Here is a 19,001-nt window from a genome sequence, read left to right as displayed (position 1 = left end):
TCAGCGTCCTGCTTGCGCGCAACGGGAAAAGAAATCGACGAGCGGGCCGCGCGCATCCACCATCGCGCCCGCCATCGTCACGGCGCCGGCCAGATGCACGGCGAAGCGCGCCGGCTCGTCGAGCCAGCCCTGCACCACCCAGAGCTTGATCGCATGCTGCAGGCACGCCGCGTCGACGGCCCACGCGAAGCGCTCGGCCGCCACCGGCCGCACGCGCAAATAGGCCAGCACGAACGCCTCGGCCAGCGCCGGCGCTTCCAGCGGCAAATGATTCAGACACCGAACCAGTTCGTATTCGCGCGGCGCGCCGATCGCCGCCTCCCAGTCGAGGATCACGGGCGGCAGCGCGGGCGTGAACAGATAGTTGAACTGGTTGTAGTCGTTGTGGATCGGGTGCTGCGGATCGTCGGCGGGGAACGCCGCGAGGCTGCCCGGATGGCAGTGGTCGAGCAGGCGGCGCGCGAGGTCGGCGTAGCGGTACAGCGGTTCGGCATCGGCACGATGGCGGGCCTGGTCGCAGGCATTGTGCAGGCTGCGGCGCACCGCCTCGACGTCGATCGCTTCGAGCCGTGTGCGGATCGTGTCCGCCGCCGGTAGCCGCAGCCCGTCGAGTTGCCCGTGCAGCGCCGCCAGGCTCGCGCCGAGCGCCGCCCATTCGGCCGGCGTGAACGTGTCGTAGGTGCGAAACCGGCCGTCCTGCCAATGCGTGAGCATCGCGTGCGTGCTGCCGTCCGACCAGAGCGGCGCGCCGCTCGACGTGCACCGCAGCCGCTGGATGCGAAAGCGTGCATCGTCGTGCGCCGCGAGATGCGCGAGCACGGCCGCTTCCTTCTCCGCGCGCGCACGATGCGCCGCCGCATAGCATTTGACGGCGAAGCCGCCACCCTCGCCCGGCAGATGCCACACGCGCTCGCCGACACGGCGCGGCGGCTCGCCCGGGCCAAGCGCGTAGGCCGCGCGGATCGCGTCGAAGGAGGCGGCGGGCGGTGGCATTCAGATACGCTCGGCCGGGCCATGGCGATACGGATGGCCGGTCAGGAAGGTGTTGTTGCCCACGTAGCGCAGCTTGTACATCGCGGGGCGGAACAGCACCGACGGATCGTTGTTGGCGATGCCGAGCAGCGGATACAGGTCGTGCCGCACGAAGAACGCGTTGTTGCCCATGTCGTCGCAGCACACGAGTTCGTAGCCCTTGTCGCGGGCCAGATGGCACAGCGATTCGAGGCTCGCGCCGTAATAGGTCGAACCGTCCCATTCGTGATCGGGGTTGAAGCACATGACCCAGCGTTCGGGCGGCGCGTAGTACGGGTTGTATTCGATCGCGACGATGCGCGGCCGAAACGCCCGCAGGCCGCGCCAGATCCAGTAGTCGTTGCCGTCGATGTCGATCGACAGCAGGTCGAAATCGGCGGGGATGCCCGCGTCGGCCAGCAGGCCGTCCACCGTGTCGGGTTGCACGCGGTCGTGGCGAAGCCGAACATGGCGCGCGCCGGCGTAGTGTTCGGCGAGCTTGCCGAAGCGATACGCGCTGCCTTCCACCAGCAGCCCCGACCAGCCCTGCTCGCGCAGCAGCAGCGCGGTGTTGCTGTTGCGCAGGCCGTCGCTCGCGCCGATATCGACGCACACGCGATGCACCGGCGCGATGCGCTCCATCAGCCGCGCCAGGATGCTTTCCTCGGTGCCCTGCGCGTACAGGCTCCGGGCCAGGCCGGACAGGTCGAGCGGAAGGGGACGGTCCTGCATGGAGAGGGCGGCTCCGGATCGGGATGGGGCGGGCGTTCGGTGGGTAATTTACCTGAAGTTATTTGTCGGGGGAAATCGGGCGGGCCCGACCCCGCTTGCCGCCCTGCCCCGCTCAACTGCCGCTGGCGTAACCCCCATCCACCGGCAGCGTCACCCCGGTCACGAACGCCGCGGCCGGCGACGCGAGGAACAGCGTCGCGCCGACCAGGTCCTCCGCCTCACCCCAGCGCTTGAGCGCGCTGCGCGCGGCGATCTTCGGCGCGGCGGTGGGCGATTCCCACAACGGCCGCGTCATGTCGGTGCGGTGGTAGCCCGGCGCGATCGCGTTGACGCGCACGCCCGTCACGCCGAACGCATGGGCCAGCGAGCGCGTCAGGCCGAGGATGCCGGTCTTGCTCGCGCAATAGGCCGGCACTTCGGCGTCGGCCAGATAACTGAGCATCGAGGCGATGTTGATGATGCAGCCCTTGGTCCGCTCCAGGTGCGCACGCGCCGCCATCGACAAGCGCATCGCGGCGGTCAGGTTCACGTCGAGCACCTCGCGGAACACATCGTCGCGGTACTCGTCGAACGGCCGCGCCACGCCGGCCGCGTTGACCAGCACGTCGAGCGTCTCAAGGCCGGCCGCGAAGCGCTCGATCGCCTCGCCGTCGCGTACATCGAGCGCCGCGAAACGGATGCCGGCCAGCGAACGGTCGGCCTGCAGCGCGTCGAGCTTGGCCGCCGAGCTGCCGGTGGCGATCACCTGCGCGCCAAGCCCGGCGAAGCCTTCGGCGATGGCCAGCCCGATGCCGCTGGTCGCGCCCGACACCAGCACGGTGCGGCCCGCGAACAGTTGCGGATGAAAGGTCGGCGTGGAGTGTGTTTCGATCGGGTTCATGCGGCTCTCGGCAGTTGAAGGTCGGCTTCCAGGCGCGCGCCGTAACGGTCCATGCTTTTCAGCGCGGCGACGAGCATCGTGGAATCGACCGGATAAGGTTCGTTGTGGATGATTTCGCCGCTGCGGCAGGCGCGGGCGGCGGCAATGCCGAGCGCAGCGTCGTCGGCCGCATCGACGTTGATCTGCGCGAGGTGCGTGGGCAGCCCCACGGCGCGGCAGAACGCGAACACGCGGCGCCGCTCGTCGTCGGGCACCGCCGACAGGAACAGCGAGGCGAGCACGCCCACCGCCACCTTCTCGCCATGCAGCAGGCCGTGCGACGACGGCAGGTCGGCCAGCCCGTGATGAATCGCATGCGCGGCCGCCACGCCGCCCGATTCGAAGCCGATGCCGGACAGCAGCACGGTGGCTTCGAGCGTCGCGTCGAAATCGGGCGTGACGAGTTGCGCGCGGCAATCCTGCACCGCCTGCACGGCGTGCGCGAACAGCATGTCGCGACACAGCCGGGCGGCCTCGAACGCCAGCGCCGTGCCGCGTCCGCCGCACAGGTTGCGCGCGTAGGCGCGACGGCAGGCGTCGGCTTCGTAGAACGTGGCGAGCGCGTCGCCGATGCCGGCGATGAAGAAGCGCGCCGGCGCGCGCACGATCACGGCCGTATCGAGCAGCACCAGGTCCGGGTTGCGGCGCACGAAGCGGTCGCGCACCACCCGCCCCGCGTCGTCGTAGATCACGGCCAGCGCGCTGCACGGCGCGTCGGACGCGGCCACCGTGGGCACGCAGACGAACGGCAGGCGCAGGTCGTCGGCGGCGGCGCGGCCGGTGTCGATCACCTTGCCGCCGCCGAACGACACGACGATATCGGCGCCAGTCGAGCGCACCCAGTCGGCCGTCTCGGCCACCGCGCGCTCGGTGCAGGCGGCGTCCACGGCGCGCACCTGCAACGCCACGTTGCCGGCGCGCGCGAGCACCGGTTCGAGCAGCGCCGCCACGTTGCGGTCGACGAGGCAGGCCGCGCGCGAGCCGAGCCGCGCGAGTTCGGCGTCGAGCGTGTCGAGCGCGCCCGCGCCCTGCACGTAGCGCGACGGAAAAATACTGGTTTTCAGCATGATGGTCAGGATGTCGAAGGATCGAGGGAAAGGCCGAGCGCGGCCGCCAGCTCGGCGGCGTCGTACACCAGTTGAACTTGCGGCGGGAACAGCGCGACGTGTTCGGCATCGGCGGGCCAGCCCAGCACGCGCATGCCGGCGGCCAGCGCCGCCTGCGCGCCGGTCGGGCTGTCCTCCACCGCCACCGCGCCGGCGGCCGGCACGTCGAGCAGATAGGCCGCGCGCGAATAGGGCTCGGGATCGGGCTTGCCGCGGCGCACATCGTTGGCGCTGACGCTGACCAGTTCGGGCGACTGCAGGCCGAGCGCGTTCAGGTTCGCTTCGAGCAGCATGCGGCCCGCGTTCGACACCACCGCCTGCGGCACGCCGGCCGCCTGCACGGCGCGCCAAACGCCGAGCGCGCCGGGGCGCTCGACCAGTTGCGGCGCTTCGGCCACGTAGCGCGCGGCCCGAAATGCCGACCACTCGCCGAAGCCGGCCTCGATGCCGAACCGCTCGCGCACGATGCGATGCACTTCGCGGCCAGTCTGCCCGAACATCAGCGGATGCAGCTCGTCGCCGGCCTGCACGCCGTGGTGCGCAAGCGCGGCCAGCAGCGTGCGCATGTGCAGCGGCTCGCTCAGCGCGAGCGTGCCGTCCATGTCCCACAGCACGGCTTGCGGCTTCAGGTTCATGCCCGGCCCTCCGGTGCGGCGGCCTGCAGGCCGTCGAGATCGTCGTAGAACTGCTGCGCGCTGGCGTAGAGCCGCTCGAAGATCGGCATCATGCGGTCGTAGGTGTCGCTGGCGCGCGGGTCGGGCAGCACTTCGCGCTCGAAGCGCACGAAGCGGCGCACGGCGTCGCCGAGCGTGGCGAACTGGCCCGAGGCGGTGGCGGCCAGCAGCGCGCAGCCGATCACGCCGCATTCGACCTCGGCCGGCACCAGGATCGGCGTGCGATACATGCTGGCCTTGATGTCGAGCCACAGCGCGGCCTTCGCGCCGCCGCTGGCGGCCACCAGCCGGTCGATGCGCACGCCTTCGGGCTGGATCATCGCCATGTGCCGGCGCACGCCGAACGCCACGCCTTCCAGCACCGCGCGATGCAGATGCGACAGCCCGTGGCGGGCCGCGATGCCGAAGAACTGCGCGCGCGAATTCGGATGCTCGCCGAAGCGCTCGCCGCTCAGGTAGGGCAGGAAGAACAGCCCCTCGGCGCCCACCGGCGCTTCGGCCGCCTTGCGCGCGACGGCTTCGTAGGACAACGTATTTTCATGAAACGCGCGGCGCGCCCAGCGCATCGCGTCGCCGCCCGAATCGAGCAGCGTGAAACGGCCCCAGTGCCCTTCGCAGGTCGCCACGTTCGACACCTCGGGGTGCAGCATCGGCGCGTCGGCGATCACGGTGATGATCGACGAGGTGCCGGTGATGTCCGAGGCCAGCCCCGGCTCGTACACACCCGAGCCGAGCACCGAGGCCGGGTAGTCGGCCGCGCCGACCAGCACCGGCGTGCCTTCGCGCAACCCGGTGGCCGCCGCGGCGGCCTGCGTCACCTGGCCGAGCAGTTCGTGCGGCGCGCGCACCGGCGGCATCTTGCGCGGGTCCAGCCCGAGTTCGTCGAACATCGAGGCCGACCACGTGCGCGTTTGCGGGTCCATCAGGAACATCATCGACGCGTCGCTCCAGTCGCAGGCGCGCTCGCCGGTCAGGCGGAAGTTGACGTAGTCCTTCGGCATGAACACCGTGGCCGCGCGCGCGTAGGCGTCCGGCTCGTGGTCGCGAATCCATTGCAGCTTGAACGCCGGCCACGCGGCGGTGGGCGGGTTGGCGGTGCGCGGCAGGTAGGCGTGCGCGTCGCCCAGCCCTCGATAGCGCGCGCGAAACGCTTCCACCTGCGGCGCGGCGCGCTTGTCGTTCCAGAGCGGCGCGGTATCGCGCGTGAGCTGGCCGTCGGCGTCGATCAGCACCGTGCCGTGCATCTGCCCGCAGGCGCAGATCGCGGCCAGGTTGCGGGCCGCGTCCGGCTCGGCGGCCAGCACTTCGCGGATCGCCTCGACCGCGCCGGCCCACCAGTCGAGCGGGCGCTGCTCGGCCCAGCCGTAGCGCGGCACGTGCTGCTCGTGCTCGCGCGCGGCGAGCCGGCGAATCCGGCCATCGGCATCCACCAGCGCCGCGCGCACGCTGCCGGTGCCGACATCGATCGCAAGATAAGGGCTTGTCTCCATCTTCATTGGTTCGTTGTGCTTCGTGAATCGGCGGGCCGCCACGCCCGATCAGCTACCGTGCCGCGCGCCAACCGGCGCGGGCGCCTCGGCCCGCACCCGCCACGCGCACTGCGTGCGGGCACGGTACAGCGCCAGCGCGCTCTGCTCCTCGACGATCCGCGCATCGATCGCGGCCGGCTCGATGGTGTTGAAGTCGAACAGCCCGTGGTGATGCGCGATCATCGCGCGCATGCCGGCCGCCTTGCAGAGCGAGACGGCCTCGTCCAGCGTGAAATTGCCGGGCACGCCGTTGCCGCTGCGCTCGTCGTCGCGGCCGTTGACCGGCAGCAGCGCAAGATGCGGCGCGAGCGCGGCCACCTGCTCCGGCAAGCCGTCGTACGGCACGCAATCGCCCGAGTGATAGAGCCGCACGCCCGCGATCTCGATCACGTAGCCGAGCCACGGATGGCGGCCCTGCGCATCGACGTCGAGCGTCTCGTGCGCCGACGGCACCGGCGAAACGCGCACGCCGGCCAGCGGCTCGACGCACTCGCCGGCATCCACCGGAATCAGCCGCGCGGCATCCACGCCGCAGCGCTTGACGGCCTCGCCGAGCGTGGCGGCCGGCACTACGAAGCGCAGCTGCGGAAAGCGCCGCGCGAGCGGCTGCAAGGTGTCGGGGTCCATATGATCGGTGTGGCGGTGCGTGCACAGCACCAGGTCCACCCGCTCGAAATCGTAGGGCGCGACCGGCGCGGCCATCATGCGCCGGTGCGGATAGCGCGTGCCGCGATACTTGTTCGCGAGCGAATCCGACAGATACGGATCGATCAGCAGGCGCCGCCCCGCGCCCTCGATCACGAAGCCGGCCTGGCCCAGCCAGTAGAGCGCGACGCCGCCGGCCGGCGGCGCGGGCGCGAATGCGTCCGGCGCGGCGCTCGCGCGCCCGGCGAGACGCGCGGCCAGCGGCATCTCGAAGGTTTCCACGTCGATCGACAGCGGCATGGCGTTCATGGTTACCAGCACACGTAGCCGCCATCGGCGAGCACGATCGAGCCGGTCATCAGGCTCGCGGCCTCGCTGGCGAGGAACAGCACCACCGAGGCGACCTCGTCCACGCGCCCGAGCCGGTTCATCGGCGTGCCGCCGACCCAGTGGCGGTACATCTCCGGATCCTCGTACACATACTTGTTCATCTCGGTATCGATATAGGTGGGCGCGACCGCATTGACGCGCACGCCGCGCGCGCCCCATTCGGCGGCCAGCGAGCGCGTCAGGTGGTGGACGCCCGCCTTCGACGCGTTGTAGTTGGCCTGCTCCTGCGGCCGGTTCACGACGAAGCCCGACATCGAGCCGACGTTGACGATGCTGCCGCCGCCGTTCGCCAGCATGCTCTTGCCGAACGCGCGGCAGCAGCGGAACACGCCGTTCAGGTTCACGTCGATCACGCGATCCCACACCTCGTCGGTCATGGTCTCGGCCGGATGGTTCGAGATCGCGATGCCGGCGTTGTTGACCAGCACGTCCACGCGCCCGTGGCGCGCGATCACCGCGTCGTGCACGCGCTGCACGCCGGCCGCGTCGGTCACGTCGAGCAGTTCGGCCTCGACCTGTGCGCCGGCCGCCGTCAGTTTCGCCACGGCCTCGTCGAGCGCGCCGCGATGCATGTCGGTCAGCACCACGCGCGCGCCGGCCTGGGTCAGCGCTTCGGAAATCGCGAAGCCGATGCCGCGCGCGGCGCCGGTCACCACGGCGAGCTTGCCGTCGAGGCGGAATTTGTCGAGATACATCGTCAATCCTTCAGTTGAGTGCGGGCGCCGCAGCGGCGCGGGAAATCAGGCGGCCGGCGCGGGCTTGCCGGCCGCCGCGGCGATCCGGCAAATGTCGTCGAAGGCCGGGCCGCGCGTCGGGATCTCGATATGAAACACCTCGGCGATCACCCGCGTCCATCCGTAGATGAAGTAGGTCCAGCCATCCTCCACCTGCAAGCCGCGCGCCGCCTGCTGCGCGCGCGCCTGGTCGAGAAACACCAGCTTGCCGCGATAGTTCAGGTCCCAGGCCACCGCGCGCTCCGGGAAGCGGGCCGCGTCGGTCAGCGGCGAGCCGGGCGCGTCCTTGCCCAGCCCCGTGGCGTTGATCACCAGCGCGCCGGGCGACAGCCGCGCCAGCACGGCGTCGTTGTCCTCGGCGCGCGGCGCGGTCACGTATTCGCACGGCACGCCGAGATCCAGCTCGCGGTGAATCCGCTCCAGTTCCTCCAGCCGGCCGGCCGAGCGGTTCGAGACGATCACGCGCGACGGCCGGTTCGCGCCGCGGCTCGCCTGCATCAGGTGCCAGGTCAGCGCGATGGTCGAGCCGCCCGCGCCCATCGAGAACACTTCCGCGCCGGTGCGGGCGAAGTGCTGCTCGGGCAGGAAGCCGTCGAGCGACAGGCCCGACGTGATCGGATCCTTCGCATGACAGACGAATTTGCCGTCGCGCTTCGACAGGCAACTGGTTTCGCCCATCAGCCGCGAGTGCGGATCGATCTCGTCGAACAGATCCTGGCAGGCGGCGTACAGGTCGATCTTGTGGGTGGTGACGAGCGCGCCGAGCGACAGCGGATCGTCGCGCAGAAATTGCACGGTTTCCCGATAGGCCTCGCGGCTCGCGTGCAGCGGGAAATCGATGCCCTTGATCTCGACGTCGCCCAGGCCCAGATGCCGCGCCCACTCGGGGAACACGCGCATGATCGAACTCTGGCCGGTGGTCACGCCGATGAAATAGAAGGTCGGACGGGTGGCGGGGGTGTGGCTCATCGGGCTTGCTCCGTTTCATGGCGGCGCGCGACGAGCGCCTCGATGTCCTCGGCGCTGCGCGCGCGCCACGCCGGGTTGGGTTCGCTGCGCCAGCCGCCGTTAGCGTCGCTCACGATGCGCTGGCGCATGCCGTTGGCGCGCTCGATGATCGCGTAGTCCTGCCCCGAATCGGCCGGATAGCAGAACAGCATGACGAAATCGCCGTCGCCCAGGTTCACCGAGCGATGAATCCAGCGCGGCGGCACGTAGCACACCGTATGGGCGCGGATCTCGACGATGCGCGTCTCGCCGTCCGGCGCCTCCATCAGCATCAGGCCGTGGCCCTTGAGCCCGAAATACAGCTCGGGGCGGTCGATGTTCGCGTGGATATGGCCGCGCGTCATGAAGAACTCGTCCCCCACCCTGCCCGCGCTCATGCGGGTCACACCCGTGATCAGGTCCCCCGGCTCGGCATTCGGCCGGTGGTCGGTGACTTCGTAGACAACCTCGCTCGCCCGCGTCGCGGCCAGCGCATCGAACGCCGCCGCATCGGCATAAAGGCCGGCGAGATCGCCAAGGCGTTTCTGATAGTGCGAATCGGTGCCGGCCATCAGGCCGGTATCCAGATCCACGTCGAACGAACGCGGCTCGGGCCATTGCATGACTGTTTCTCCCTCTGAGAACTCGAATGAAACGTTAGTTTTCGTGATGATATAGTTTGTGAAACAAACGAACACTCGGGTTTTCACTAGGGAAAATCCCAAGAATTGCAAATATAATGATTGCAACACTATCGTTACGAACCCGGCAAGGCTGCGATTCGACCCGCAGGCCAGCCGGACATGCAGGAGACGACTTCATGCAAGAGATGCCCGATCCGGCCCGCGCCGCCGCGGTGGTCGCGGCGCTGCGCGAGGCGCTGGGCGCCGCCGTGGTGAGCCTGCCGGCCGATTTCGCCGGCCGCCGTCACGCCGATTCCAGCCGCATGCCGTGCGCCGACCCGATCGCGCTGGTGCGCCCGCGCACCACCGAGCAGGTGTCGGCCGCGCTGCGCATCTGTCATGCGCACCATCAGCCGGTGGTCACGCAGGGCGGCCTGACCGGCCTGGCGGGCGGCGCCTGCATGCTGGGCGGGGAAGTGGCCTTGAGCCTCGAACTGATGAACGCGATCGAGGAGATCGATCCGGTCAGCGCCACCATGACGGTGCAGGCCGGCGTGCCGCTGCAGGTCGTGCAGGAAGCGGCCGAGGCGGCCGGCTTCATGTTTCCGCTCGATCTCGGCGCGCGCGGCAGCGCGACCATCGGCGGCAACCTCGGCACCAACGCGGGCGGCAATCGCGTGATCCGCTACGGGATGATGCGCGAGCAGGCGCTCGACGTCGAAGCGGTGCTGGCCGACGGCAGCGTGGTGGGCGGCCTGCGCAAGATGATCAAGAACAACACCGGCTACGACCTGCGCAACCTGCTGATCGGCAGCGAAGGCACGCTCGGCGTGATGACGCGCGCGGTGCTGCGGCTGCGCCCGAAGCCGCGCGCGGTGTCCACCGCCTGGTGCGGCGTGCCCGATTACGACGGCGTCACGCGGCTCCTGCGTCTCGCCCAGGAGCGCCTGCCGGCCGGCGTGTCGGCGTTCGAGGTGATGTGGCCCGGCTATTACGACTTCGTGCTGTCGCGCCTGCCCGAATTGCGCGCGCCGCTCGCGGGCCGGCACGCGTTCTACGTGCTGCTGGAAAGCAGCGGCGCCGACCCCGACAGCCAGCACGCCGCGTTCGAGACGTTTCTCGGCGAGATGCTCGAAGCCGGCACGCTGGACGACGCCGCGCTGGCCGCCAACGAGGCGCACGCCGCCGCGTTCTGGGCGATCCGCGACGCGCCCGGCGAATACGGCCGGCTGATCCCGGGCCGCGTGTCGTTCGACATCAGTTTCTCGATCGCCGAGGTCGGCATCGCGGCGCAGCGCTGCGAGCAGCGGCTGCGCGCGCAATGGCCGAACGCCAGCATCCTCGTCTACGGCCATCTCGGCGACGGCAACCTGCACGTCGTGGTGCAGGAGCCGGACTGGCCGGCGAGCGCCGCGGCCGAGGTCAAGCGCGTGGTGTACGGCGTGACGGCCGAACTCGGCGGCTCGGTGTCGGCCGAGCACGGCATCGGCACCAAGAAGCTCGAGGTGCTGGCGCTGTCGCGCCGCCCCGAGGAGCTGGCCGCGATGCGCGCCGTGAAGGCCGCGCTCGACCCGCGCGGCATCCTGAACCCCGGCAAGCTGCTGGCGCCGTGACGCGCCGCGCCCCGCATTTCCGGGCGAGCGCACCGCGCCGCCCTTTCGCGTGACACACCCACAAGAGGAGGAGACATGTCGCGTCTTATGAAGAAGCTGTGCTGCGCCGCCGCGTTCGCCGCGGCCGGCATCATCGCCACCGCACCCGCGTTCGCCGCCGACAAGCTCAAGGTCGGCATTTCGATGAAGGTGCTCAACGCACCGTATTTCGCGGCGGCCATGGAATCGGCCAAGGCGCGCGCCACCGAACTCGGCGCGGACGTGATCGTGGCCGATGCGCAGGGCAAGATGGGCAAGCAGATTTCCGACGTGGAAGATCTGGTCACGCGCGGCGTCAAGGTGCTGCTGATCGATCCGGCCGATCCCGAGGCGCTGGTGGGCGCGGTGAACGCCGCGAGCGCGGCCGGCGTGAAGGTGGTGGTGTTCGACAGCACGCTCGACCCGAAGGCCAACTACGTCACGCTGGTGCAGTCGTCGAACAGCGAGAACGGCGCGCTGGTGGGCCGCTGGGTGGTGGACAACACCGGCGGCAAGCCGCTGAAGATCGCGCTGCTGTCCGGCGAGAAGGGCAACCCGGTCGGCAAGGAACGGCGCGACGGCGTGCTGGCCGGCATCGTCGAGGCGCAGCTCGAAAAAACCGGCAAGTCGAACCTGCAGATCGTCGGTCAGGGCTGGGGCAACTGGTCGGACGAAGGCGGCCTGAAGGCGATGGAAGACCTGCTGGTGGCCAACAAGGACATCAACATGGTGCTCGCCGAGAACGACAGCATGCTGCTCGGCGCGCGCCGCGCGATCCAGAGCGCGAACCGCGACGGCATCACGCTGGTGGCGGCGGCCGACGGCCAGAAGGAAGCGCTCGCGCTGATCAAGCAGGGCAAGTACGGCGTGACCGCGCTCAACGATCCGGCGCTGGTCGCGCGCACCGCGGTGGACATCGGCGTGAAGGCCGCCAAGGGCCAGGCCGGTGCAGTGCCGAAGCTGTCGTACACGCCGGCCGTCGCGATCTCGAAGAGCAACGTCGACAAGTACTACAACCCGAAAGCGATCTTCTGACGCTTTCTTCGTCGCATGCGCGCGCCGCCGGCGGCTGGCGCGCGCCCGAGTGGAGACACAGTCCAATGATTCCGTTCATCGCACTAACCGGCATCGGCAAGCGATTCGGCGGCATTCACGCGATCGAGAACATCGATTTCGACGTGCACGGCGGCGAGGTGCATGCGCTCGTCGGCGAAAACGGCGCGGGCAAATCGACGCTGATGCGCGTGATCGGCGGCGGCCACCAGCCCGACGCCGGCACGATCCGCGTGCAGGGCCGCGAGAGGGTGCTGCGCAACCCGCACGCGGCGCTGGCCGAGGGCATCGCCGTGATCCACCAGGAGACGGCGCTGGCGCCCGACCTGTCGGTGGCCGAGAACGTGTTCCTGGCCGCCCTGCCCGCCGTGATCGACTGGCGCGGCCTGCGTGCGAAGGCGCGCGCGTTGATCGCCAGCCTCGGCTTCGACATCGATCCGGCCGCGCTGGTCGGCACGCTGTCGGCCGCGCAATGCCAGGTGATCGAGATCGCCAAGGCGCTGTCTGGCGAACTGAAGCTGCTGGTGCTCGACGAGCCGACCGCCGCGCTCGCGCCGTCCGACGCCGAACGCCTGCTGGAGATCGTGCGCTCGCTGCGCGCGCGCGGCGTGGGCATCGTCTATATCTCGCACCGGCTGGAGGAAGTGTTCGCGATCGCCGACCGGATCACGGTGCTCAAGGATGGCCGCCGCGTCGATACCGTCGTGCCGGCCGAGATTTCGCGCGACGAACTGATTCGCAAGATGGTCGGCCGGCCGCTGTCGGTGCTGTTCCCCGAACGGCACGCCACGGCCGGCGAGGTGGTGCTGAAGGTGGACGGACTGGCGCGCGGCGAGGCGGTGCGCGGCGTGTCGTTCTCGCTGCGCGCGGGCGAGGTGGTCGGGCTGGGCGGGCTGATCGGTTCGGGCCGCACCGAGGTGGCGCGGCTGATCTTCGGCGCGGACCGGGCCGAGGCCGGCAGCATCGAACTGAAGGGCAAGCGCCTGAACGCGCGCACGCCGATGGCGGCAGTGCGCGCCGGCATCGGCCTGGTGCCCGAGGATCGCAAGGGCCAGGGCGCGGTGCTCGCGATGCCGATCCGCATCAACGCCACGCTCGCCTCGCTGAAATCGGTCAGCGCGCCGGGCGGCTTTCTCGCGTTCCGCCGCGAGCGCGAGGCGGTCGCGCAACTGATGGACGCGCTGCGCATCAAGGCCCGCTCGATGGATGCCGACGTTTCGACGCTGTCGGGCGGCAACCAGCAGAAGGTGGTGCTCGCCAAGTGGTTCCATGCCGACGGCGACCTGATCATCCTCGACGAGCCGACGCGCGGCGTGGACGTGGGCGCGAAGGTGGAGATCTACACGCTGATCAACCAGTTGGCCGAACGCGGCAAGGCGCTGCTGGTGATCTCGTCCGAGCATCAGGAACTGATGGGGCTGTGCGACCGCATCATGGTGATGGGCGAAGGCCGCATCCGTGGCGAACTGCAGCCCGCCGACTACAGCGAGGAAGCGATCCTCGCGCTCTCGTTGCGCCGCGATCCCGGCGAAACCCACGGCTCCCCGCATGCCGGCCCGCAGGCGGCCGGGCGCGAGGACGCCTCCCTCATTCACGGTTGACGCGGCCTTTGCCGCCGTCCCGGAACGTTCTACCCGTTTGGAGACACCCATCATGAATCCCAGCGCCGCTACCTCGAACCCGCGCCAGCGCCCCGCCGCCGGCTCGAAGCTCAAGCATGCCTGGCAATCCGCACGCCGCTTCAACACGGTGGCGATCCTCGTCGTGCTGGTGATCGCGGCGTCGTTCATCTCGAGCGACTTCTTCTCCGCGCCCAACCTCGCCAACATCACGCGCCAGGTGGCCGGCGTCGGCATCATGTCGGTCGGCATGCTGCTGGTGGTGCTGACCGGCGGCATCGACCTGTCGGTCGGCTCGGTCGCGGCGCTCGGCAGCGTGCTGTCGGCGATGCTGATCCCCGAGCACGGCTTGGCGTTCGCGCTGGCGGCCGCGCTCGTGACGGGCGGCCTGTGCGGCCTCGTGTCGGGCGTGCTGGTGGCGTTCTGCCGGCTGACGCCGTTCGTCGTGACGCTCGCCATGATGACGGTGGCGCGCGGCATCGCGATGATCGTCTCGAACGGCTCGCCGATCCTGGTGGACGACGCGGGCCAGGCCCTGCTCGACTTCGGCCGCCACAGCTACTTCGGCATTCCCGGCCCGACGCTGGTGATGCTGCTGGTGTTCGTGGCGGGCGGCATCGCGCTCGGCCGGATGCGCGCCGGCCGCGTGGTGCGCGCGATCGGCTCGAACGAGGAGGCGGTGCGGCTGTCGGGCGTGCCGGTGGCGCGCCACATTCTCGGCACCTACGTGTGCTCCGGCGCGCTGGCCGCGCTGGCCGGCATCGTCTCGACGGCGCGCGCCAGCGTGGGCGCGCCCACCGTGGGCGTGGGCGACGAGCTGACCGTGATCGCGGCGGTGGTGATCGGCGGCGCGAGCCTGGCCGGCGGCAAGGGCGGCGTGCTCAACACGCTGATGGGCGTGCTGATCCTCGGCGTGATCGGCAACATCATGAATCTGGCCAGCGTGCCGGGCTATCACCAGCAAGTCGTGATGGGCGCGATCATCGTCGCGGCGGTGCTGATGCAGCAGGGCGCGGGCTTCTGGCGCCGCTGGATATTCCGCTAAACTCCGCGTTGGATGCGCCTCGCGGTTGCCGTGCCGCGATGCGCCGCATGACGCTCCGCATGAGCCTTTTGCACTTCATGCCCGCCAGTCAAGGAAGGAAACAACGCGTGCCCGACTACAACATCCTCGAAGTGATCGACCGTGCCCGGCCCGAGCTGCGGCGCGGCAGCCGCCAGGTGGCCGACTACATCCTGGAGAACGTGCATTCGATCGCGGAAGTGAGCCTGTCCGAACTCGCGCGGCTCGCCCAGGTCAGCGAGCCGACCATCCTGCGCTTCTGCGCGACGATCGGCTGCAACGGCTTCAAGGATTTCAAGATCCGCGTGGTGCAGAGCCTCGCGCTCGGCGCGCCGGCCACGCATTCGGTGCTGTCCGATGCGGACACGCCCGAAACGGTGGCCACCAAGATCTTCGACTACACCATCACGAGCCTCGACTGGGCGCGCAAGAAGCTCGATTTCGAGGCGATCGGCCGCGCCGTCGAATTGCTGGCCTCGGCCGCGCGCATCGAGTTTTTCGGCTTCGGCGCGTCGGGCATCGTGGCGCTCGACGCGCAGCAGAAATTCCCGCTGTTCGGGGTGCCGTGCGTCGCGCACCAGGATTCGCACCAGCAGTTCATCGCCGCGTCGATGCTCAAGCCCGGCGACGCGGTGGTGGCGATCTCGAACACCGGCGCCACGCGCTCGCTGATCGAGGTGGCGCGCACCGCCAAGGAACGCGGCGCGATCGTGGTGGTGATCACCGGCTCGCAGGGGCCGCTCACGCGCTACTGCGACGTGGCGGTGGTGGCCGAAACGCTGGAGAACACCGACGTCTACACGCCCACCACCTCGCGCCTCGCGGCGCTGGTGATCGTCGACATCCTGTCCACCAGCGTCGCGCTGCGCAAGGGCGAAACCCACGCCCGCGACGTGCAGGACATGAAGCGCCATCTCGCCGACATGCGCACCTCCGGCATGATCTGATCCGCATTCGCAGGGGCCGGCCCCCTGCTCCGTTTTTTCTTCGTCCTTTTTGTTTTGCACTGCGAAGCGAAAGCGCGGGCCGCATCGATTGCGCGGACCGCGCCGCCGCTCGCCCGAACCTTTCCCAAACCGCCATGAAGATACTTGTCGCAGTCAAACGCGTCGTCGATTACAACGTGAAGGTTCGCGTGAAATCGGACGGCACCGGCGTCGATCTCGCCAACGTGAAGATGTCGATGAACCCGTTCGACGAAATCGCCGTCGAGGAGGCCGTGCGCCTCAAGGAGCAAGGCGTGGCCAGCGAGGTGGTGGCCGTGTCGATGGGCGTGGCGCAGGCGCAGGACACGCTGCGCACCGCACTGGCGATCGGCGCGGACCGCGCGATCCTGGTCGAATCGAACGCCGAGCTGCAGCCGCTCGCGGTGGCCAAGCTGCTGCATGCGCTGATCGAACGCGAACAGCCGCAACTGGTGCTGCTCGGCAAGCAGGCCATCGACGACGACGCCAACCAGACCGGCCAGATGCTGGCCGCGCTCGCCGGGCTGCCGCAGGCCACGTTCGCGGCGAAGCTCACGATCGCCGACGGCCGCGCCAGCGTCGATCGCGAGGTGGACGGCGGCACCGAAACGCTCTCGCTGGCGCTGCCCGCGGTGGTGACGGCCGACCTGCGCCTGAACGAGCCGCGCTACGTGACGCTGCCCAACATCATGAAGGCGAAGAAGAAGCCGCTCGCCACGCTCACGCCCGACGAACTGGGCGTGGACGTCGCGCCGCGCCTGCACACGCTGCGCTTCGCCGAGCCGCCCAAGCGCGGCGCGGGCATCAAGGTGGCCGACGTGCACGCGCTCGTCGACAAGCTGCGCAACGAATCCCAAGTCTTGTAAGGAGCACGAACCATGACGACGCTCGTCATTGCGGAACACGAACACGCGGCGCTGAACGCCGCGACGCTGCACGCCGTCACGGCGGCCCGGCAACTCGGCGGCGAGGTGCATGTGCTGGTGGCCGGCTGGCAGGCTCAGGCGGCGGCCGACGCTGCCGCGCGCATCGCCGGCGTGGCGAAGGTGCTGCTGGCCGAGGCGCCGCAGCTCGAACACGGGCTGGCCGAACCGCTCGCCGAGACGGTGCTCGCGCTCGCCGGCCAGTATTCGCACATCGTCGCGCCGGCCACGGCGGCCGGCAAGAACGTGGCGCCGCGCATCGCGGCCCGGCTCGACGTCGCGCAACTCTCGGACATCACGGCCGTGCTCGGCGCGGATACGTTCGAGCGGCCGATCTACGCGGGCAACGTGATCGCCACCGTGCAATCGCGCGATGCCATCAAGGTGATCACGGTGCGCGCCACGGCCTTCGACGCCGCCGAGGCGACGGGCGGCCATGCGTCGATCGAAACGGTGGAAGCGGTGGAGGCGATGGACACCGGCGGCGGCCGGGCCGAGTTCGTCGGCCGGCAGGTCACGAAGCTCGATCGGCCCGAACTGACGAGCGCGAAGACCGTGGTGTCGGGCGGGCGCGGCCTGGGCAGCGCGGAGCATTACGCGCAACTGCTCGAACCGCTCGCGGACACGCTCGGTGCGGCGCTCGGCGCCTCGCGCGCGGCGGTCGACGCCGGCTACGTGCCGAACGATTATCAGGTGGGTCAGACCGGCAAGATCGTCGCGCCGGAGCTGTATCTGGCGATCGGCATTTCGGGCGCGATCCAGCATCTGGCCGGCATGAAGGACGCCCGCGTGATCGTGGCGATCAACAAGGACGAAGAGGCGCCGATCTTCGGCGTGGCGGATTACGGGCTCGTCGGGGATCTGTTCACCGCCGTGCCGGCGTTGACGGCGGCGCTGGGGTAAGCCCGCGCGCCGCGCATATCGTCAGGCGATCCCGCCTCGGCGCATGCCGGCGCCGAAGGCCGGGCACACGCTCGCCGGTCGCTCAGCCAGCGGTGCGCAGCGCATCGAACCACGACCCCACGAATCCGTAGCGCAGCACGTATTCGTGGCGGCCGCCCTCGCGGCGAATCTCCATCTCGCCGACGATCCCCGCCAGCTCGCCGCTGCCCGAACCCGGCACCACGGTCACGCGCAGCGCTTCCTTGCCCGCATGCATCTGCCCGTGATGCGACAGCGCGAAACCGCCCTCGCGGCCATCGAGCGTGCCGACGAACGATTCGAGCGCAACGTAGGTCGCCTCGCCGCTGGCCGGCTGCCCGATGCTGAGCATCTCGCCGGCCGCGTGGCCCCGCAGCGGCCCGCTGTATTCCTTCTCCAGCGTGAGCCGCCCGAGGGCGGCGGCGCCGGCCGGCACGCCCGGCAGTTCGGGCGCGCCGATCCGGACGCTGAATTCGCCAGTGGCGACAGTGGCTTTGGGATTCGACGAAGACGAAAACGAAGACGATGTCACGAACACACACTCCCTGGAATGAATGGCGGCGGGGCCGGTAGCCGATGGCGCCGGCCCCGCGCGGCATGTCGAAAGATTCGACGACCCTCATCCTCGGTCAGCGCGCGGCGCTTGTCCAGCCTCGATGTTCAGTCCACCGACAAGCGCCACGCGAATGCGAACAGCGCGGCCGCGAACGTGTAGCGCTGCAGCGTCTGCGCGAGCGGGTGGGCGCGCATCCACGACGCGATCCGCGACGCGCCCGCCACATAGCCCGAATCGAACACCCCGCCCAGCGCCACCAGCAGCACGCCGAGCACCGTCACCTGCACGCCCACCGAGCCGGCCTCCGGCCGCACGAACTGCGGCAGCAGCACCGAGCAGAACAACAGCGCCTTCGGGTTGAGCAGGTTGGTCAGCAAGCCCTTGGTGAACGCCTGACGCAGCACGTCCGAGCCGGGCGCGACGGCCACGCCGCCCGGCATCGCGAACGGCGGCGAGCGGAAGATCTGCCAGGCGACATAGGCCAGATACGCCGCGCCGCCATAACGGACGATGTCGTACAGCCAGGGCGCGCTGCGCAGCAACGCGGCCACGCCGCAGGCGGACAGCGTCACGTGCACCGCCCGCGCCAGCGCCAGGCCGCCCGCCGCCGCCATCCCCGGACGCATGCCGCGCTGGATGCTGGTCTGCAGCAGCAGCGCCATGTCGGGGCCGGGCAACGCGAAAACGGCGGCCAGCGCCGCGACGTAGAGGGCGAGCAAGTGGAGCGAAATCATGGGGCGGATCGGCGAAAAGAGAGGTCGAAGAGAGGTCGAAGAGAGGTCGAAAAGGTCGCTTCGGAACACGGCGCACGCGCCGTGCGAAGGCGCTCCAGTGTGCCCGGGTTCGCGGAGCGCTTTTGAGCCATTTACGGCCTTCCACAACGACATTCGAGCCGGATTCCTCTATATTTCCGCCATCGA

19 protein-coding genes are annotated in these 19,001 nt (G+C 69.8%); 7 read left to right on the top strand and 12 right to left on the bottom strand.

From position 1 onward, the window contains the following. The 10 genes from AB4850_RS02745 to AB4850_RS02700 form a co-directional block, all read right to left on the bottom strand. Positions 1-993: an aminoglycoside phosphotransferase gene (locus AB4850_RS02745; RefSeq protein WP_414441080.1), complete on the bottom strand. Its 993-nt coding sequence runs from the start codon at positions 991-993 to the stop codon at positions 1-3. Then, the gene (locus AB4850_RS02740) at positions 994-1,743 is read right to left on the bottom strand and encodes a hypothetical protein (protein WP_414441079.1); all 750 of its coding nucleotides are present in this window, start codon (positions 1,741-1,743) and stop codon (positions 994-996) included. A 112-nt stretch (positions 1,744-1,855) separates the two neighbouring features. Then, a complete protein-coding gene (locus tag AB4850_RS02735) occupies positions 1,856-2,623 on the bottom strand; it encodes an SDR family NAD(P)-dependent oxidoreductase (protein ID WP_414441078.1) in 768 nt (255 codons plus the stop codon). Next, positions 2,620-3,729: a glycerol dehydrogenase gene (locus AB4850_RS02730; RefSeq protein WP_414441077.1), complete on the bottom strand. Its 1,110-nt coding sequence runs from the start codon at positions 3,727-3,729 to the stop codon at positions 2,620-2,622. Before AB4850_RS02730 ends, AB4850_RS02735 begins: the two co-directional genes overlap by 4 nt. Before the next feature lie 5 nt (positions 3,730-3,734). Next, positions 3,735-4,403 carry an HAD family hydrolase gene (locus tag AB4850_RS02725; protein WP_414441076.1) on the bottom strand — a complete coding sequence of 223 codons (669 nt, stop codon included), beginning with the start codon at positions 4,401-4,403 and terminating at the stop codon, positions 3,735-3,737. Further along, positions 4,400-5,932 (bottom strand): xylulokinase, encoded by a 1,533-nt coding sequence (locus AB4850_RS02720; RefSeq protein ID WP_414441075.1) that lies wholly within the window; start codon positions 5,930-5,932, stop codon positions 4,400-4,402. The genes AB4850_RS02725 and AB4850_RS02720 overlap by 4 nt, the downstream gene beginning before the upstream one ends. A gap of 48 nt (positions 5,933-5,980) precedes the next feature. Further along, positions 5,981-6,925 carry an MBL fold metallo-hydrolase gene (locus tag AB4850_RS02715; protein WP_414441074.1) on the bottom strand — a complete coding sequence of 315 codons (945 nt, stop codon included), beginning with the start codon at positions 6,923-6,925 and terminating at the stop codon, positions 5,981-5,983. A 2-nt stretch (positions 6,926-6,927) separates the two neighbouring features. Further along, entirely contained in the window at positions 6,928-7,701 is a 774-nt protein-coding gene (locus tag AB4850_RS02710) for an SDR family NAD(P)-dependent oxidoreductase (RefSeq protein ID WP_414441073.1), read from the bottom strand. A gap of 45 nt (positions 7,702-7,746) precedes the next feature. Further along, the gene (locus AB4850_RS02705; RefSeq protein ID WP_414441072.1) at positions 7,747-8,709 is read right to left on the bottom strand and encodes a shikimate dehydrogenase family protein; all 963 of its coding nucleotides are present in this window, start codon (positions 8,707-8,709) and stop codon (positions 7,747-7,749) included. Beyond that, the gene (locus AB4850_RS02700) at positions 8,706-9,350 is read right to left on the bottom strand and encodes a glucose-6-phosphate isomerase (RefSeq protein ID WP_414441071.1); all 645 of its coding nucleotides are present in this window, start codon (positions 9,348-9,350) and stop codon (positions 8,706-8,708) included. Before AB4850_RS02700 ends, AB4850_RS02705 begins: the two co-directional genes overlap by 4 nt. Before the next feature lie 197 nt (positions 9,351-9,547). Between AB4850_RS02700 and AB4850_RS02695 the strand changes: the two genes are divergently transcribed. The 7 genes from AB4850_RS02695 to AB4850_RS02665 all read left to right on the top strand — a co-directional run bounded on the left by AB4850_RS02695 (position 9,548) and on the right by AB4850_RS02665 (position 17,507). Beyond that, positions 9,548-10,963 carry an FAD-binding oxidoreductase gene (locus AB4850_RS02695; RefSeq protein WP_414441070.1) on the top strand — a complete coding sequence of 472 codons (1,416 nt, stop codon included), beginning with the start codon at positions 9,548-9,550 and terminating at the stop codon, positions 10,961-10,963. A gap of 75 nt (positions 10,964-11,038) precedes the next feature. Beyond that, complete coding sequence (locus AB4850_RS02690; protein ID WP_414441069.1) at positions 11,039-12,016, top strand: substrate-binding domain-containing protein; 978 nt, start codon at positions 11,039-11,041, stop codon at positions 12,014-12,016. Positions 12,017-12,081: 65 nt separating this feature from the next. After that, the gene (locus AB4850_RS02685; RefSeq protein ID WP_414441068.1) at positions 12,082-13,635 is read left to right on the top strand and encodes a sugar ABC transporter ATP-binding protein; all 1,554 of its coding nucleotides are present in this window, start codon (positions 12,082-12,084) and stop codon (positions 13,633-13,635) included. A gap of 52 nt (positions 13,636-13,687) precedes the next feature. Continuing rightward, positions 13,688-14,698 (top strand): ABC transporter permease, encoded by a 1,011-nt coding sequence (locus AB4850_RS02680; protein ID WP_414441067.1) that lies wholly within the window; start codon positions 13,688-13,690, stop codon positions 14,696-14,698. A 107-nt stretch (positions 14,699-14,805) separates the two neighbouring features. Beyond that, entirely contained in the window at positions 14,806-15,663 is an 858-nt protein-coding gene (locus AB4850_RS02675; protein ID WP_414441066.1) for an SIS domain-containing protein, read from the top strand. Between the two features lie 134 nt (positions 15,664-15,797). Then, positions 15,798-16,547, top strand: a complete 750-nt coding sequence (locus AB4850_RS02670; protein ID WP_414441065.1) for an electron transfer flavoprotein subunit beta/FixA family protein — start codon at positions 15,798-15,800, stop codon at positions 16,545-16,547. 12 nt (positions 16,548-16,559) lie between these two features. Further along, positions 16,560-17,507 (top strand): electron transfer flavoprotein subunit alpha/FixB family protein, encoded by a 948-nt coding sequence (locus AB4850_RS02665; RefSeq protein ID WP_414441064.1) that lies wholly within the window; start codon positions 16,560-16,562, stop codon positions 17,505-17,507. Positions 17,508-17,589: 82 nt separating this feature from the next. Here AB4850_RS02665 and AB4850_RS02660 read toward each other — a convergent pair whose 3' ends face one another. Together AB4850_RS02660 and AB4850_RS02655 are read right to left on the bottom strand one after the other, a co-directional pair. Continuing rightward, on the bottom strand, positions 17,590-18,057 hold the full coding sequence (locus AB4850_RS02660) for a DUF3224 domain-containing protein (RefSeq protein WP_414441063.1): 468 nt from the start codon (positions 18,055-18,057) through the stop codon (positions 17,590-17,592). A gap of 128 nt (positions 18,058-18,185) precedes the next feature. After that, positions 18,186-18,815, bottom strand: a complete 630-nt coding sequence (locus tag AB4850_RS02655; RefSeq protein WP_414441062.1) for a LysE family translocator — start codon at positions 18,813-18,815, stop codon at positions 18,186-18,188. Positions 18,816-19,001: the final 186 nt, after the last annotated feature.

The sequence above is a fragment of the Burkholderia sp. 22PA0106 genome (assembly GCF_047497155.1).
GTDB lineage: Bacteria > Pseudomonadota > Gammaproteobacteria > Burkholderiales > Burkholderiaceae > Burkholderia.
Note: the sequence above shows the minus strand (reverse complement) of the source record. Positions and strands in the feature narration are given on the sequence as shown.